Genomic DNA, 15,880 nt, shown 5'->3' with positions numbered 1-15,880 from the left:
CCCGTCGGCTCACTCACCGGGTTGGAAGGTGACCGGCAGCCGGGCGGCTTCCTCGCCGGTCGGGGGGATCTGCAGGGTCTTCAGGGCGAATTCCATGACCTTCTTGTAGATGGGGCCGCAGATCTGGCCGCCGAAGTAGTTTCCCCGGGTGGGGTTCTGGATGGCGCAGTAGACCGTGACGCGCGGTGCGTCGGCGGGCGCGAAGCCGGCGAAGGAGGCGGTGTAGCCCTTGTAGCGGCCGAGTTCGGGGTCGACGCGGTTGGCGGTGCCGGTCTTGCCGGCGACGCGGTAGCCGGGGATGGCGGCCTTGGTGCCGGTGCCTTCCTCGTTGCCGACCACCGACTCCAGCATCGCGGCGAGGGTCCTGGCCGTCTTCTCGCTGACGACGCGGGTCTTCCCCGGTGCGGGGGCCGGGGTGAACCGGCCGTCGGGGCCCTTGGTGCCGCGGACCAGGGTCGGCTCGATGCGGACGCCGCCGTTGGCGATGGTCGAGTACACGGACGCCGCCTGCATGGCGTTGATGGACAGGCCCTGGCCGAAGGGGATCGTGTACTGCTGCGAGGTGGACCAGTCCTGCGGCTTGGCGAGGATGCCGGACGTCTCCCCGGGGTAGCCGAGGCCGGTCGGGCGCCCGATGCCGAACTTGCGCAGGTAGGAGTGGAGGATGCGGTTCGACTCGGCCTGGGTCCTGCCGAGCTGGCCGGTGGCCAGGATGGTGCCGATGTTGCTGGACTTGGCCAGGACGCCGTTGAGCGTCAGGTACCAGGTGGGGTGGTCGATGTCGTCCTTGAACAGCCGGTCGCCGCGGTGCAGCCGGTTGGGCACGACGACATGGGTGGAGGGCGTGGCGACGCCTTCCTCCAGGACGGCGGCCATCGACATGACCTTGCTGGTGGAGCCGGGCTCGTACGCGTCCTGGAGGGCGGCGTTGCCCATGGCGGCGGCGTCGGCCCCGGAGAGGTCGTTGGGGTCGAACCCGGGCGCGTTGGCCATGGCCAGCACCTCGCCGGTCCGCACGTCCTGCACTATCACGTAGCCGCGGTCGGCCGCGGACGCCTCGACCTGCTCGGTGATGGCCCGCTGGGCGGCCCACTGGATGTCCCGGTCGATGGTCAGCTCGATGTCGGAGCCGGGGACGGCGGGCGTCTCGCGGGCGCCCGCGGTGGGCACCCGGCGGCCGCCGGACTGGGCGTAGGTGATCTCGCCGTCCTTGCCGGCCAGTTCCTCGTCGAGCATGGACTCCAGGCCGCCGCCGCCGTGGCCGTCGGCGTTGACGTACCCCAGTATCCCGGCCGCGAGGCTGCCGTTGGGGTAGACGCGGGTGCTGCTGGGCTCGTTGAAGACACCGGCGAGGACGCTGACGCCGGGGCCGCCCTTGGCCTTCTCGGCGCGGGCCTTCTCGGCGAAGACGTTCTTCAGGTCCTTGATCTGGTTCCAGACCTGGGGGGTCTGGCGGCGGGCCAGCACGGTGTAGCGGGACTTGGGCGCCTTGAGCTTCTTGACCAGCTCGGCGGGGTCCTTGCCGAGGATGGGGGCGAGGAGGGCGGCGGCCTGCTCCGGGGCGTCGGGGGCCTTGCTCTCCTCGGGCGTGAACATCTTGGGGTCGGCGGTGATGTCGTACGCGTCGACGCTGGCGGCGAGCGCGATGCCGGCGCGGTCGGTGATCTCGCCGCGCTCGGCGGTGAGCTCATGGCTCAGGTAGCGGTTCTTCTCCGCCCTGGCGGCGTACGCGTCGGCGTCGACGGCCTGGACCTGGAGCAGCCGCACGACGAAGGCCAGCATCACGAGGGTGAGCCCGAGGCTGACCAGGCGCAGCCGCGGCCGGGGGCTGGCGAGGCGCATGGTGCGCGGGCGGGCCTTGGCGGGCGTCCTGCCGGACGGGCCGGGGGTGCGGCGCGGGCGGCGCCCGTCGGGGCGCGCGGGGGCCGGTACGCGTCGGCGCGGGGGCTGCGTCGGGGGCACTGCGTCACCTGCCGGGGGTCGTGGAGGCGGGCGGCTGCGCGGGCGGGGACGTCGCGGGGGCGGGGACGCCGCGGACGGTGCCGTCGGGGTCGAGGAAGGCGGGGCTGCCGCCGGGGACCATGCCGAGCTCCCTGGCCCGGCGTTCGAGTGCGTCGGGGGCCGAGCGGTCGTCCACGTCCCGCTGGAGTTCCTGCTCCTGGTCGGTGAGCTCGGTGGTCCTCTTCTTGAGCTCGCTCAGCTTGAAGGAGCCCTCGTTGAGGGAGGAATTGAGCAGCAGCAGGGTGATCAGGCCGCCGCCGAGGAGCAGGACGACCAGCAGGACGAAGGGGGTGCGGGCCGCGGTGGTGGGCCCGGACGGCATGAACCGCGCGAGCCGCGCGGCCCGTCCCTTCAGAGGTCCCGCTCCGGTCACCTGGACGCCCCGTTCGCCCCGCCGCGGCGGCCGGTGTCGCAGCCGTGGTTCACCGTTCGTCCTCCCTGATCCGTTCCGCCGCCCGGAACCTGGCCGGGGCGGCGCGGCGGTTCTCGGCGATCTCCTCCTCGGTGGGGAGTTCGGCGCCGCGCGTCAGCAGCTTGAGCCGCGGCTGGTACTGCTCCGGCACGACGGGCAGGCCGGGCGGGGCCGTGCTGGTGGCGCCCGCCGTGAGCACCTGCTTGACCAGCCGGTCCTCCAGCGAGTGGTACGACAGCACGGCGATGCGTCCGCCGACGGCGAGTGCCTCGACGGCGGCCGGGACCGCCCGTTCCAGGACCGAGAGCTCGCCGTTGACCTCGATGCGCAAGGCCTGGAAGGTCCGCTTGGCGGGGTTGCCCCCGGTGCGCTTGGCGGCTTGCGGCAGGGCGTCGCGGATCAGCTCGACGAGCCGGGCGCTGGTGGTGAAGGGCTCCTTCTCCCGCTCCCGTACGACCGCCGCCACGATCCGCTTGGCCTGCTTCTCCTCGCCGTACTGGCGCAGGATGCGCACGAGCTCGCCGGGCGGGTAGGTGTTGAGGACCTCGGCCGCGCTGATGCCGGTCGTCTGGTCCATGCGCATGTCGAGCGGGGCGTCCTGGGCGTAGGCGAAGCCGCGGTCCGCCTCGTCGAGCTGCATGGAGGAGACGCCGAGGTCGAAGAGGACGCCCTGGACGCGGGGCAGACCGAGGCGTTCGAGCACGGCGGGGAGCTCGTCGTACACGGCGTGGACGAGGGTGGCGCGGTCGCCGAAGCGGGCGAGCCGCTCGCCGGAGAGCCGCAGCGCCTCCTTGTCCCGGTCGAGGCCGATCAGGCGGGCTTCGGGGAAGCGGGTCAGCAGCGCCTCGCTGTGGCCGCCGAGGCCGAGCGTGCAGTCGACGACGACCGCACCCGACTCCCCCAGCGCCGGGGCCAACATGTCCAGGCACCGCTGGAGCATCACCGGGACGTGTCGGGTCTCGCTCATGCGCCCTTCCAGATTCGGCGCGGCCGCACGTACTGCCGGGCCGGGGCCGGGTCGGGCGTCGGCCGACCGGCGAGCGGAAGGAGGCCGAGCCGTACGTACCGCCGCACACGCGGGGGAGAAACTGCGGAATTCTCTGTGATTCGCTCAATGTCTCCGTGAACTTCGCGTCACTTTAGTCCACTCCCCCGCCCGGTCAATCAACCGGCCAGCGCGTCGCCCGGGGGCGCGGACGCGAGCCGGACGAGTGCGGACATCCCACCCGTACGGGGCTGAGCGGACCGGCCTGTGGGTTACCTCACAACAAGACACGTTGATGTTCTTTGTCCCGTCTCACTGCAGGCTTCCGGCCACTGTGACCATTAACGTCGGAGGCATGTCGACTTCCGCGCACACCTCGACCACCGATGTCCGCACCGGCGGTACGGTCACCGACCGTCTCGTCGAGGCGAACAAGCGCTACGCCGCCGGCTTCAAAGACCCCGGGATGGACGCCCGCCCCGTGCAGCAGGTCGCCGTCGTCGCCTGCATGGACGCTCGGCTCGATCTGCACGCCGCCCTCGGCCTGGAGCTGGGCGACTGCCACACCATCCGCAACGCGGGCGGCGTGGTCACCGACGACGTGATCCGCTCGCTCACCATCAGCCAGCGCGCGCTGGGCACCCGCAGCGTGATGCTGGTGCACCACACCGGCTGCGGCCTGGAGAAGCTGACCGAAGAGTTCCGCCAGGATCTGGAGGTCGAGGTCGGGCAGCGTCCGACGTGGGCCGTCGAGGCGTTCCGCGACGTCGACCAGGACGTACGGCAGTCGATGCAGCGGGTCCGCACGTCGCCGTTCCTGCTGCACACCGATGACGTGCGGGGCTTCGTGTTCGACGTCCACACGGGTCTGCTGCGCGAGATCGACCCGGCTGCCTGACCGATTCCCGACCGATTTCCGGAGCCCGGCACCACCCGTAGCACCGCAACCTCCGACATATCGCCCAGGGTTATCCACAGCCGAGTGACACGCACGGGTAACGCCAACAAGAATGCGGGGGGAGACACCGTCGCTGAATGGTTCGGAGACGGTGTCCGTGTTTCAAGGGTGGGCCGGGCCGTCAGCCGCGCACGGCCCATGGAACGGGCCGAGGAGGGCCGGGTGACGACCTATGACGATCGAGCGAGCCTCACAGATCTGACCACCACAGCGGAACGTGTCCGCAGGTCGGTCGAGGCTGTGATCGAGGGCAAGCCTGAGGTCGTACGGCTTTCGCTGACCGTGCTGCTCGCCGAGGGACACCTCCTCATCGAGGATGTGCCCGGCGTCGGCAAGACCATGCTGGCCAAGACGCTGGCACGGTCCATCGACTGTTCGGTCCGGCGGATCCAGTTCACGCCCGACCTGCTGCCGTCGGACATCACCGGCGTCTCGATCTACGACCAGCAGCGCCGCGACTTCGAGTTCAAGCCGGGCGCGATCTTCGCGCAGATCGTGATCGGCGACGAGATCAACCGCGCCTCGCCGAAGACGCAGTCGGCGCTGCTGGAGTCGATGGAGGAGCGGCAGGTCACCATCGACGGGCAGAGCTACGAACTCCCCAGCCCCTTCATGGTGGTGGCCACGCAGAACCCGGTCGAGATGGAGGGCACCTACCCGCTGCCCGAGGCGCAGCGCGACCGCTTCATGGCCCGTGTCTCGATCGGCTACCCGAGCCCCGAGGCGGAACTGCAGATGCTCGACATCCACGGTTCCGTGTCACCGCTCGACGACCTGCAGCCGGTGGCGCACGCCCACGACATCGTGAAGCTGATCGACGCGGTGCGCACGGTCCACGTGGCCGAGGCGATCCGGCGGTACGCCGTGGACCTGGTCGGGGCCACCCGGACCCACCCCGAGCTGCGGCTGGGCGCCTCGCCGCGCGCCACGCTGCACCTGCTGCGCGCCGCGAAGGCGTCGGCGGCGCTCCAGGGCCGGGACTACGCCCTGCCGGACGACGTCCAGGCGCTGGCGGTGCCGGTCCTCGCGCACCGGCTGCTGCCCACGTCGCAGGCCCAGCTGAACCGGCGCACCTCCGAGCAGGTCGTGATGGAGATACTCCAGCGCACGCCGGTGCCGACCGCCGCCCAGCAGCCCGCGGCCCCCGCCCCGCACTACGGCCGGCCGCAGCCCGGCGTCCGGCGGCTCTGATGGCGGCCCCCGCACCCGCCGCCGCGGACGGCGAGAGCCGGGGCGGCGGTGTCCGGGACGCCCTCGGCGGGCTCACCACGCGCGGCCGGTCGTTCCTGGCGGCCGGTGTGGCGGCGGCGGTCTGCGCGTACGTGCTGGGGCAGGGCGACCTGTTGCGGGTCGGCCTGCTGCTCATGGTGCTGCCGCTGGTGTGCGTGCTCGTGCTGTACCGCACCCGCTACCGGGTGACCGCCGGCCGGGGGCTGTCCCCGCGGCGCGTGGCGGCGGGCGGCGAGGCGCGGGTGCACCTGCGGATGGAGAACGTCTCCCGGCTGCCCACCGGCCTGCTGATGCTCCAGGACCACGTGCCGTACGTCCTGGGGCCGCGGCCCCGGTTCGTGCTGGACCGGGTCGAGGCGGGCGGGCGGCGCGAGGTGTCGTACCGGGTCCGCTCCGACCTGCGCGGCCGGTACCCGCTGGGTCCGCTCCAACTGCGGCTGAACGACCCCTTCGGGATGTGCGAGCTGACGCGCTCCTTCAGCGCGTACGACACCCTCACGGTGATACCCCGCACCGAGCCGCTGCCGCCGGTGCGGCTGGCCGGTGAGGGCGCGGGGTACGGCGACGGCCTGCAGCGTTCGCTGGCCCTGGCCGGTGAGGACGACGTGATCCCGCGCGAATACCGCTACGGCGACGACCTGCGGCGGGTGCACTGGCGGTCCACCGCACGCCACGGCGAGCTGATGGTGCGGCGCGAGGAGCAGCCGCAGCGTGCCCGGTGCACGGTTCTGCTGGACACCCGCGCGGTGGCGTACCAGGGGGCGGGGCCGGACTCCGCCTTCGAGTGGGCGGTCTCGGGTGCCGCCTCGGTGCTGGTGCACATGCTGGAGCGGGGCTTCGCGGTGCGGCTGCTGACGGACACCGGGAGCGTGCTGCCCGGAGAGGGCGCCGACGGGTTCGCCGGGGCCACGCAGGACTCCGCGGACGCCGCCGGGCTGCTGATGGACACGCTCGCGGTCGTCGACCACTCCGACGGGGCGGGCCTGTCGCGCGCGTTCGACGTCCTGCGGAGCGGGAACGAAGGGCAGCTGGTGGCCTTCATCGGCGACCTGGACGACGAGCAGGCGGCGATGGCCGCCAGGATGCGGCGGGGCAGCGGCGGTGCTGTCGCCTTCGTGCTGGACAGCGGCTCCTGGTCGAACGGACGCCCGGTGGGCGGGGCCGCGACCGCCGCCGTGCGCCGGTTGCGCGAGGCCGGGTGGACGGCGGTGGCCGTGCCGCCGCGGGCGTCGCTCGCCGAGGTGTGGCGGCACGCCGGTTCGGCGCCGCTGGAGTCGGGTGCGCCGGGTGGCGGTACGACAGGGTTCGCGGGGAGTTGGTCATGAGCGGTCGGGCGAGGCTCGCGCTGTGCGCGTACGCCGCCACGCTGATGGCGTCGGGCGCGCTGGTGCCGCTGGTCGACGAGGTCGACTGGATCGCCCATGCGGCACTGCTGCTGGGCATCCAGAGCGTCGTGGGCGCGCTGGCGCGGCGGGTTCCGCTGGCCCGGCCGCTGATCGTGGTGCTCCAGGCCGTGCTGGCCGTGGTGATGCTGACGGTGGTCTTCGCGCGGGAGCAGGCGCTCGCGGCCGTCGTGCCGGGGCCCGAGGCCGTTCAGCGGCTCGGCGAGCTGCTGCGGGCGGGCGCCGACGACGTGGGCCAGTACGCGATACCGGCCCCGGCAAGCGCCGGCATCCGGCTGATGCTGATCGGCGGCGTGCTCCTGATCGGACTGGCGGTCGACGCGCTCGCGGTGACCTTCCGCAGTGCGGCACCCGCGGGGCTGCCGCTGCTGGCGCTGTACTCGGTGGCCGCCGGGCTGTCGGGCGGCGGCGCGACCTGGCTGTGGTTCCTGCTGGCGGCCACCGGTTACCTGGTGCTCCTGCTGGCGGAGGGCCGGGACCGGCTCTCCCAGTGGGGGCGGGTGTTCGGCGGCGCGGCGCCGTCCCGGGGCAACGGCCCGACCGGGCTGCTGGCGCCGGGAGGCGGCACGACCGCGCCGGTGCGCACGGGACGGCGGATCGGTGTGGTCGCCCTGGGCATCGCGATGGTGGTGCCGGCGGCGCTGCCGTCGCTCAGCGGCGGGCTGCTGAACACCGCGGGCAGCGGCCGGGGCGAAGGCGGCGGGGGCACCATCTCGGCGGTGAACCCGCTGGTGTCCCTCCAGGACAACCTGAACCAGCCCGACGACCGGGAGGTCCTGCGGTACCGCACCAATGCCCAGGACCCCTCCGGCATGTACCTGCGCATGGTCGCGCTGGACCAGTTCGACGGCACCTCGTGGCGATCGTCGGTGCGCAAGGTCGAGGACGTCCCGGCGCAGCTGCCCCGCCCGGAGGGGCTGAGCGAGGCCGTGGGCGGCGTGTCGGTCACCACCAACCTCTCGGCCGCCGACTCCTACGAGCAGAAGTGGCTGCCGCTGCCCTACCCGGCGACCTCCGTCGCCATCGAGGGGCGCTGGCGGTACGAGCCGGCGGGACGGATGCTCGTCGGCGACGACGGCCAGACCACGCGCGGCAAGCAGTACACCGTGACCAGTCTGCTCGTGCAGCCGACGCCGAAGCAGCTGGCGGACGCCCCGGCGCCGCCCGGGTCGCTGGCGCGCGAGTACACGAGCGTGCCGGACTCGCTGCCGCGGGACGTGAAGGCCACGGCGCTGGAGGTGACCGCGGGGGCGGCGAACGACTACGAGCGGGCCGTGAAGCTGCAGGACTGGTTCGCGGCCGAGGGCGGCTTCACCTACGACACACAGGTGTCGTCGGGCACCGGAGTCGCGGCCATCTCCCGGTTCCTGACGGCGAAGAAGGGGTTCTGCGTCCACTTCTCGTTCTCGATGGCGGCGATGGCCCGGACGCTGGGGATACCGGCGCGGGTCGCGGTCGGCTTCACGCCCGGCACGCAGCAGGGCGGCGGCGTCATGTCGGTCGGCATCCGCGATGCGCACGCCTGGCCGGAGCTGTACTTCGAGGGCGTGGGGTGGCTGCGGTTCGAGCCGACCCCGACGCGGGGCTCGGTACCCGAGTACACGCGGCCCGAGGCACCCTCGGCTGAGGCGCCCGCACCCGCGCAGCCCGAGGCCAGCGCTTCGGCCGCGCCGTCCACCGCGCCGTCGGCCGACCCGAGCTGCACACCGCAGATGCGGCGCCTGGGCGAGTGCGGCGAGACGGCGGCGCCGGGCGCGGTGACGCCCGCGGACCCGGGAACGCCCCTGACGACGGTCCTGCTGATCGCGCTCGGTGTGGTGGCGGCGCTGCTGGTGCCCCTGCTGCCGATGCTCTGGCGGATACGGGTGACCTCACGCCGGCTCGGTTCGTCCGGGCGCACCGCCGAGGACGCGGCGGCCCGGACGCTGGCGGCCTGGCGGGAGATCATCGACACGGCCTGGGACCACGGTGTCGTGCCGGACGAGTCCCGGACGCCCCGCCGGACCGCCGAGCGCATCGTGCGGCTGGGCGGGCTGGAAGGTCCGGCGGCGGAGGCGGTGCACCGGACGGCGGGCGCGGTGGAGCAGGTGCTCTACGCGCCGCGGCCGCGGCCCGCGACCGGGCTCGCCGAGGACGTGGCGCGGGTGCGGGCCGGCCTGCGTGCCCCGCTGGGCGCGGTACCGCGGCTGCGGGCCACGCTGGCGCCGCGCTCGGCCGTCCAGGTGCTGTGGGCACTGTCGGCCCGCTGGGCCGCGGTGGCCGACCGCTGGGCGGCGGTCCGCCACCGCCTGACCACGCGCTGGTCGGGCCCCCTGCGCCGCCCGTCCCGCCAGCGCGGCTGACGCGGCCGCCCGTGGCCACCGGTCCACGGGCGGCGCGCACGGCATGACCGGACGGGCCTGCGGTGCCTGCGGAGCCCCCGTTACGGCATGGCCGGGCAGGCCGGCGGTGCCTGCGGAGCCCGGTACCGGGGGCGCCCGGCGCGGGCGCCCGGAGCCTGCAGGCTGCCGGGGAGGCGTGCGGGCCGGCGGTATTTGCGGAGCAGGTACGGCATGGCCGGGCAGGCCAGCGGTGCCCGGTACCGGGAGGGCGCCCGGCGCGGGCGCGCGCAGAGCCCGCAGGCTGCCGGGTGGGGCATGCGGGCCGGCGGTGTTTGCGGAGCGGACGGCCGACTCGCCGAGGGCATGGCTGAGGGGTGACCGCTCGGAAGCGGTCACCCCTCAGCCTTGATGCACGCACGCGCGTGCTCACGATGCGGTTGTCCTGCGCGCTGCCGCGCAGGTGATGCCGTCTGCGCGCTCAGTGGCCCTGTTCGTCGCGGCGGCGCTGCCACCGCTGCTCGATCCGGTGCATCATCGAGCGGCGCTGCCTGGCCTGCCGGCCGGGACCCGGGGCGCCGGCCGGTGACTGCTGCTCGCCCGGCTTGGGCGCCTTGCGCCAACCGGTGACCGCGAGGACCGCGCAGCCCAGCATGACGAGGAAACCCACCACGCTGATCCAGATCTGCTGGGCGACCATTCCGGCCATGAGGAGCGCGATACCCACAAGGAAGCCTGCGACCGCCTGGTAGACCCGTCGCCGGGTGTACGTACGCAGCCCGCTTCCCTCGAGCGCTGTCGCGAACTTGGGATCTTCGGCGTACAGCGCTCGCTCCATCTGCTCGAGCATTCGCTGCTCGTGCTCCGAGAGCGGCACGGAGTCCTCCTCGTCGTCGGTCGCGGGGGGCGACCGGTATGCGGCCCTTTCAGGATAGGCAGGGAATCGCCCCCGTGAAACCCGCCCTCTGTCCCGATTCACCGATCGGGCCGCCATGCCGGTTCGGCTGGTGAGGCGTTGATTCCCCGTCCTCCGATCCGTCATGCCGGATGGTGTCCCTCGATCATACGGGGATCCGACGGCGATCGGGGGGTGTGTGACGTACTCCGTCTGCCGCTGCGCCGCTGATCAGCCCACTGCGCGCGTCAGCCCCGCTTTTCGCCCAGGACGTGCAGCTGCGTGGCGACCGAATGGAACGCGGGCAGTTCGGCGGCCGCCGCCTCCAGCCGCAGCAGCGCGTCCAGGGCGCCCGGCTCGGTGTCGACCAGAACACCGGGGACCAGATCGGCGAAGACCCGCACGCCGTGGACCGCGCCGACGTCCACGCCGGCCGCCTCGACGACCTCGGTGAGCTGCTCGACGGTGAAGCGGCGGGGCACGGGGTCGCCCTCGCCCCAGCGCCCGGCCGGGTCGCTCAGCGCGTGCCGGGCCTCGGTGAAATGCCCGGCGAGCGCCCGGGCGAGGACGGCCCCGCCGAGCCCGGCGGCGAGCAGGCTGAGCGCACCGGCGGGACGGAGTGCCTCGACGGCGTTGCTGATGCCCTCGACCGGGTCGTCCACGTACTCCAGGACGCCGTGGCACAGCACCACGTCGTAGCCGCCGCGCTCGACGACGTCGAACAGGCCGTGCACATCGCCCTGGACGCCGCGCACCCGGTCGGCCACACCGGCCTCGCCGGCCCGGCGCTCCAGCGCGAACAGGGCGTTGGGGCTGGGGTCCACGACCGTGACCCGGTGTCCGAGGCGGGCGACGGGCACGGCGAAGTTCCCGCTGCCGCCACCGGTGTCGAGGACGTCCAGGCTGTCCTTACCGGTCGCCTTGACCCTGCGGTCGAGGGCGTCCTCGAGGACGTCCCACACCACGGCGGTACGAAGGGAGGCGCGGGGGCGCTGCGGGTCCGACACGGCAGTTGACTCCTCGGGAGGGTGATGAACGCCTCCCACCCTATGGCCTCACCTGCCGTCCCCGGTCACCCCATGGCTCACCCCGTGCCGTCGTCCGCACCCGACTGCCGCACCCTCGGCCTGGGCAGCACCGGACGGAGCACCAGCAACCGCTCCACGAGTCGCACGAACACGGTCACGTCGCGTATCAGGTCGTCGGCGGCGCGGGCGCTCGCCGCGCCCTGTATGCCGGCTTCCGCCCGGGCCCGGCGGGCTGCTCCGGAGGCGAACAGGGCGCTCCACTCGGTCAGCTCGGGGGCGATCTCGGGAAGGACTTCCCAAGCGCTGCGGATCTGCTGCCGTTTGCGGGGGGTGGCCTCGGGGCGGCCGCGGGCGGCGAGGACCGCGGCGGCGGCGCGGAGGGCGGCGAGGTGGGCCGTGGCGTACCGCTCGTTGGGGGTGTCGAGCGCGGCCGCCTCATCGAGGCCGGCGTGCGCCTGGGCGAGCAGGTCCAGGGCGGCGGGCGGTGCCGAGGCGCGGCGCAGCACGGGGTGGACGTCACGCGCTGCTGCGTTCGAACCGGCCATGACGAACCTCCTGTCGTCGCGGGACGGCGCTGTGGCCGTATGTGCCCATCGTGCAGGCCACCACTGACAATCCGGGCTGAGCTGCGCTTTTGCTTCGGGCGGGCGTTCGGAGTAGCTTTTGAACTGACTGGTCAGTTCAAAGAAGTTGGGGGGAGGGTCGTGGACAAGGGCATACCCGGGAATCCCGACCGCACCGACCGCGCCGACCGCACGGACCTCACAAAGGGCGGCGACGGCAGCGAAGGCAGCTCGGGCACGAAGGGCGCTGACGCCACCGACCGCACGGCCGAGGACGGCACCGAGGAGGCGCAGCCCGCAGAAACCGGCGCGGAAACCGGGCGGGCCGGAAGCACCGGGCAGACCGGCGCGGAAACCGCGCAGGCCGGGAGCACCGTGCCGGAAGGCCGTCCCACGGGGTCCGAGGACGGCGCCCGCGACACGCGGGACAGCGCGGCGGATGCGGAAAAGCCGGACAGGGACGCGGAGGACCGCGCGAGCGACCGCACAGAAGCGGCGGAGACCGATCCCGACACCGACACCACCGCCTCGGGCACGGGAACCGGCGCCGGCACCGGCCGCACCGGCACCGGCCGCCCGGCCGGCGCCCCCTCCGCCGAGGAGCCGCGCGGCGCGGCGCTGGTGGCCGAGGGCTTCGGGATGAAGGGGCCGCGCGGCTGGGTCTTCCGGGGCGTGTCCGTGGAGGCCGCGCCCGGTGACCTCATCACCCTGGAGGGGCCGTCGGGGTCCGGCCGCACCTGCCTGCTCCTGGCGCTCACCGGCCGCATGCGCCCCACCGAGGGGCACGCCGAGGTCGCCGGTCTGCGGCTGCCCCGGAAGATGGCCGCCGTACGCCGCATCAGCGCCCTCGGTCCCGTGCCGGGGGTCAGCGACCTCGACCCGGCGTTCACCGTCGGCGAGCACCTGCGGGAACGCGCGCTGCTGCAGCGCCGGTTCGACGCCTCCCCGCTCGCCCTGCTGCGCCCGCGTGCCGAGCGGGCCGCGGCCTCCCGCGCACGCATCGAGGCCGCGCTGGAGGCGACGGGCCTGGATGTGGCGGCGCTGCCCAAGGGGGAGCGCACTTCCGTGCGCGATCTCGAGCGGCTGGAGGCGCTGCGCCTGTCCGTGGCCCTCGCCCTGATCGGCGAGCCGCGTCTGCTGGCCGTCGACGACGCGGACCTCAAGCTGTCCGACGCCGACCGGGCCGAGGCGTGGCGGATGCTGCGGTCGATCGCCGACGGCGGCACCACCGTGCTGGCGGTGTGCAGCGAGGCTCCCGGGAACACCATCACGATCCGCACCACCGAGGAGGGGACGGCCGATGCGCTCGCCGAAACTGGCCGCGCTTGAGCTGAAGCGGTTCGGCAGGGGTAAGCTGCCGCGCGCGGCACTCGTCGCGATCCTGCTGCTGCCGCTGCTGTACGGCGCGCTGTACCTGTGGTCCTTCTGGGACCCGTACGGCAGGCTCGACAAGATCCCCGTCGCGCTCGTCAACGAGGACAAGGGCGCCACCGCCGACGGCAAGAAGCTCAACGCGGGCGACGACATCACCAAGGGGCTGCGGGAGAGCAAGGTCTTCCAGTGGCACGAGGTGAGCGACGCCGAGGCGCGTGAGGGCGTGGAGAACGGCACGTACTACCTGTCGCTCACCATGCCCGGCGACTTCAGCAAGCGCATCGCCTCCAGCTCCGGCAACGCCCCTGAGACGGGCGCCCTGAAGGTGCGGACGAACGACGCCAACAACTACATCGTCGGGCAGATCTCCCGGACGGTGTTCTCCGAGGTGCGCACCGCCGCCTCGACGAAGACGTCCCGCTCCTTCCTGGACAAGATCTTCATCTCGTTCTCGGACATCCACGACGCGACCGAGAAGGCCGCCGAGGGTGCCGACCAGGTCAAGGACGGCGTGGGCAAGGCGAAGAAGGGCTCCGCCGACCTGGCGAACGGCCTGAAGAACGCCAAGCAGGGCAGCGGCAAGCTGGCCGGCGGCCTCAAGGAGCTCGACAAGGGCGCCGGCCAGGTCGAGACGGGCGCCCGGCAGGTGGCGGACGGTACGCAGAGGCTGGCCGACAAGGTCAACGGAGTGGCGGCCGACGTCCGCCCGTACCTGAAGGACAACGGCAAGAAGATCGGCGACTCGGCCCGCCTGGTCTCGGACCTGTCGGCCGCCATGCGCCACAACCTCGACCTGATCGTGAAGACCGGTCCCACCCTGCGCCAGAACGCCCAGGAGGACGCCACCGCCCTGGCCGGCCTCCACAAGGAGCGCTGCGAGGACGCGCCGGTCCCGGACCCCCAGTGGTGCCCGGCCATGGAGCGCGCGAAGGTCACCTCCGCCGACGTGGCCAGGATCGCCGACGACCTGCACGAGCTGTCCAAGGACAGCAACGGCGACCTGAAGAAGCTGGACGCGCAGCTGGCCGACCTCCAGAAGAAGGCCGACGCCCTCGCCAAGCGGGCGCCCAACCTGGACAGCGACCTCCAGTACGCCGTCACGAAGATCAACGAGCTGAACGCCGGCGCCCACGCGGTCGCCACGGGCGCCGACCAGGTGCACACCGGGGTGACGAGCGCCAAGACCGGCTCCAGCGCGCTGGACACCGGGGTGGGCAAGCTCAAGAAGGGCGCCGGGGAACTGGACGGCGGCCTGTTCAAGCTCGCCGACGGCTCCAGCGACCTGGCCCAGGGCCTCAAAGAGGGCGTCGACAAGATCCCGGACTACGACAAGAAGGACCGCGACCGCCGCACCGAGGTCATGGCCGACCCGGTCGAGCTCGCCTCCCAGTCGCTGCACAAGGCGCCCAACTACGGCACGGGCTTCGCCCCGTACTTCATCCCGCTCTCCCTCTGGGTGGGCGCCATGGTGGCGTACATGCTCATCCAGCCGCTCAACCGGCGGGCCCTGGCCGCGGGGGCCTCGGCCTGGCGCACGGCGCTGGCCGGCTGGCTGCCGGTGGCCGCCATCGGCCTGCTCCAGGTGGCCGCGCTGATGTCGGTGCTGCGCTGGGGGCTCGGCCTGAAGATGGCGCAGGCCGCCGGGACGGTCGCCTTCCTCGCGCTGGTGACCTGCTGCTTCGCGGCGATCATCCAGTGGCTGAACGCCCGGTTCGGCGCGGCGGGCCGGATCCTGGTGCTGGCCCTGCTGATGCTCCAGCTCACCTCGGCCGGCGGTACCTATCCCGTCCAGACCAGCCCGGGCTTCTTCAACGCCATCCATCCCTTCCTGCCGATGACGTACGTCGTCGAGGCGCTGCGCCGGCTCATCACGGGCGGCGGCCTCGGTCCGGTCTGGCAGGGCTCCGCGGTTCTGGCCGCCTTCACTTTGGGCGCGCTGGCGCTGACGGCCCTCTCCGCCCGGCGCAAGCAGGTGTGGACCCTGGACCGGCTGCACCCCGAGCTGACTCTGTAGAGGCGGTGAGACCTGTGAGAATCGTCCCCATGGACACCCGGAGCAGCAGACGGCAGGCCACTCGCACCAAGTTGTACGAGGCCGCCGTGACCCTCATCGCCGAGCAGGGATTCTCGGCCACGACGGTGGACGAGATCGCGGAACGCGCCGGGGTGGCCAAGGGCACCGTCTACTACAACTTCAAGAGCAAGACGGAGCTCTTCGAGGAGTTGCTGCGCCACGGGGTCGGACTGCTCACGGCGTCGCTGCGGGCGGCCGCCGACGACACCGCCGCGCGCGGCGGGACGAAGGTCGAGGCCCTGGACGCCATGATCCGGGCCGGTCTGCTCTTCATCGACCGCTACCCGGCCTTCACGCAGCTGTACGTGGCCGAGCTGTGGCGCACCAACCGGGCCTGGCAGGCCACCCTCCTGGTGGTGCGCCAGGAGGCGGTCGCCGTCGTCGAGGCGGTGCTGCGGGAAGGTGTCGCGGACGGTGAGCTGAGCGACGAGATCGACATCCCGCTGACGGCGGCCGCGCTGGTCGGCATGGTGCTGGTGGCGGCGCTGGACTGGCAGGCGTTCCAGAGCGAGCGCTCCATCGACGACGTCCACGCCGCCCTGTCCCGCCTGTTGCACGGCCGGGTGAGCGGCCGGGGGTAGCTCCGGACGACGGAAAGCCGGTCCGGATGGGCTCGATCCCCCCGAGCCCATTCGAACC

13 protein-coding genes are annotated in these 15,880 nt (G+C 73.1%); 7 read left to right on the top strand and 6 right to left on the bottom strand.

The features are described from left to right. Positions 1-9: 9 nt before the first annotated feature. From IH00_RS0104650 to rsmH, 3 genes are read right to left on the bottom strand one after another with little or no spacing between them, the layout of a single operon-like run. On the bottom strand, positions 10-1,962 hold the full coding sequence (locus IH00_RS0104650; RefSeq protein WP_031069853.1) for a peptidoglycan D,D-transpeptidase FtsI family protein: 1,953 nt from the start codon (positions 1,960-1,962) through the stop codon (positions 10-12). Between the two features lie 4 nt (positions 1,963-1,966). Next, positions 1,967-2,374, bottom strand: coding sequence for a cell division protein FtsL (locus tag IH00_RS0104645; protein ID WP_031069851.1), 408 nt, complete (start codon positions 2,372-2,374; stop codon positions 1,967-1,969). A gap of 49 nt (positions 2,375-2,423) precedes the next feature. Then, positions 2,424-3,380: a 16S rRNA (cytosine(1402)-N(4))-methyltransferase RsmH gene (gene rsmH, locus IH00_RS0104640; RefSeq protein WP_031069848.1), complete on the bottom strand. Its 957-nt coding sequence runs from the start codon at positions 3,378-3,380 to the stop codon at positions 2,424-2,426. Positions 3,381-3,753: 373 nt separating this feature from the next. Here rsmH and IH00_RS0104635 point away from each other — a divergent pair, with 373 nt between their 5' ends. The 4 genes from IH00_RS0104635 (at position 3,754) to IH00_RS0104620 (ending at position 9,331) form a co-directional block, all read left to right on the top strand. Further along, a complete protein-coding gene (locus tag IH00_RS0104635) occupies positions 3,754-4,296 on the top strand; it encodes a beta-class carbonic anhydrase (protein ID WP_031069845.1) in 543 nt (180 codons plus the stop codon). A gap of 222 nt (positions 4,297-4,518) precedes the next feature. Next, positions 4,519-5,547 carry an AAA family ATPase gene (locus IH00_RS0104630; protein WP_031069843.1) on the top strand — a complete coding sequence of 343 codons (1,029 nt, stop codon included), beginning with the start codon at positions 4,519-4,521 and terminating at the stop codon, positions 5,545-5,547. After that, complete coding sequence (locus IH00_RS0104625; RefSeq protein ID WP_031069841.1) at positions 5,547-6,911, top strand: DUF58 domain-containing protein; 1,365 nt, start codon at positions 5,547-5,549, stop codon at positions 6,909-6,911. The genes IH00_RS0104630 and IH00_RS0104625 overlap by 1 nt, the downstream gene beginning before the upstream one ends. Then, positions 6,908-9,331, top strand: a complete 2,424-nt coding sequence (locus IH00_RS0104620) for a transglutaminase TgpA family protein (RefSeq protein WP_031069839.1) — start codon at positions 6,908-6,910, stop codon at positions 9,329-9,331. Before IH00_RS0104625 ends, IH00_RS0104620 begins: the two co-directional genes overlap by 4 nt. A gap of 457 nt (positions 9,332-9,788) precedes the next feature. Here IH00_RS0104620 and IH00_RS0104610 read toward each other — a convergent pair whose 3' ends face one another. From IH00_RS0104610 to IH00_RS0104600, 3 genes are all read right to left on the bottom strand, one after another. Continuing rightward, a complete protein-coding gene (locus tag IH00_RS0104610; protein WP_031069836.1) occupies positions 9,789-10,184 on the bottom strand; it encodes a DUF3040 domain-containing protein in 396 nt (131 codons plus the stop codon). A 266-nt stretch (positions 10,185-10,450) separates the two neighbouring features. After that, positions 10,451-11,209 (bottom strand): methyltransferase, encoded by a 759-nt coding sequence (locus IH00_RS0104605; RefSeq protein ID WP_031069834.1) that lies wholly within the window; start codon positions 11,207-11,209, stop codon positions 10,451-10,453. 77 nt (positions 11,210-11,286) lie between these two features. Next, positions 11,287-11,775, bottom strand: coding sequence for an SAV_6107 family HEPN domain-containing protein (locus tag IH00_RS0104600; protein ID WP_052411166.1), 489 nt, complete (start codon positions 11,773-11,775; stop codon positions 11,287-11,289). A 159-nt stretch (positions 11,776-11,934) separates the two neighbouring features. On the opposite strand from IH00_RS0104600, the gene IH00_RS45385 reads away from it, so the two are divergent. From IH00_RS45385 to IH00_RS0104585, 3 genes are read left to right on the top strand one after another with little or no spacing between them, the layout of a single operon-like run. Then, the gene (locus IH00_RS45385) at positions 11,935-13,122 is read left to right on the top strand and encodes an ATP-binding cassette domain-containing protein (protein ID WP_420710856.1); all 1,188 of its coding nucleotides are present in this window, start codon (positions 11,935-11,937) and stop codon (positions 13,120-13,122) included. After that, a complete protein-coding gene (locus IH00_RS0104590) occupies positions 13,094-15,181 on the top strand; it encodes a YhgE/Pip family protein (protein ID WP_031069826.1) in 2,088 nt (695 codons plus the stop codon). Before IH00_RS45385 ends, IH00_RS0104590 begins: the two co-directional genes overlap by 29 nt. Positions 15,182-15,210: 29 nt before the next feature. Further along, positions 15,211-15,822: a TetR/AcrR family transcriptional regulator gene (locus tag IH00_RS0104585; protein ID WP_031069825.1), complete on the top strand. Its 612-nt coding sequence runs from the start codon at positions 15,211-15,213 to the stop codon at positions 15,820-15,822. Positions 15,823-15,880 lie beyond the last annotated feature (58 nt).

It is taken from the genome of Streptomyces sp. NRRL S-118, from assembly GCF_000716335.1.
In the GTDB taxonomy this organism is placed as follows: domain Bacteria; phylum Actinomycetota; class Actinomycetes; order Streptomycetales; family Streptomycetaceae; genus Streptomyces.
Note: the sequence above shows the minus strand (reverse complement) of the source record. Positions and strands in the feature narration are given on the sequence as shown.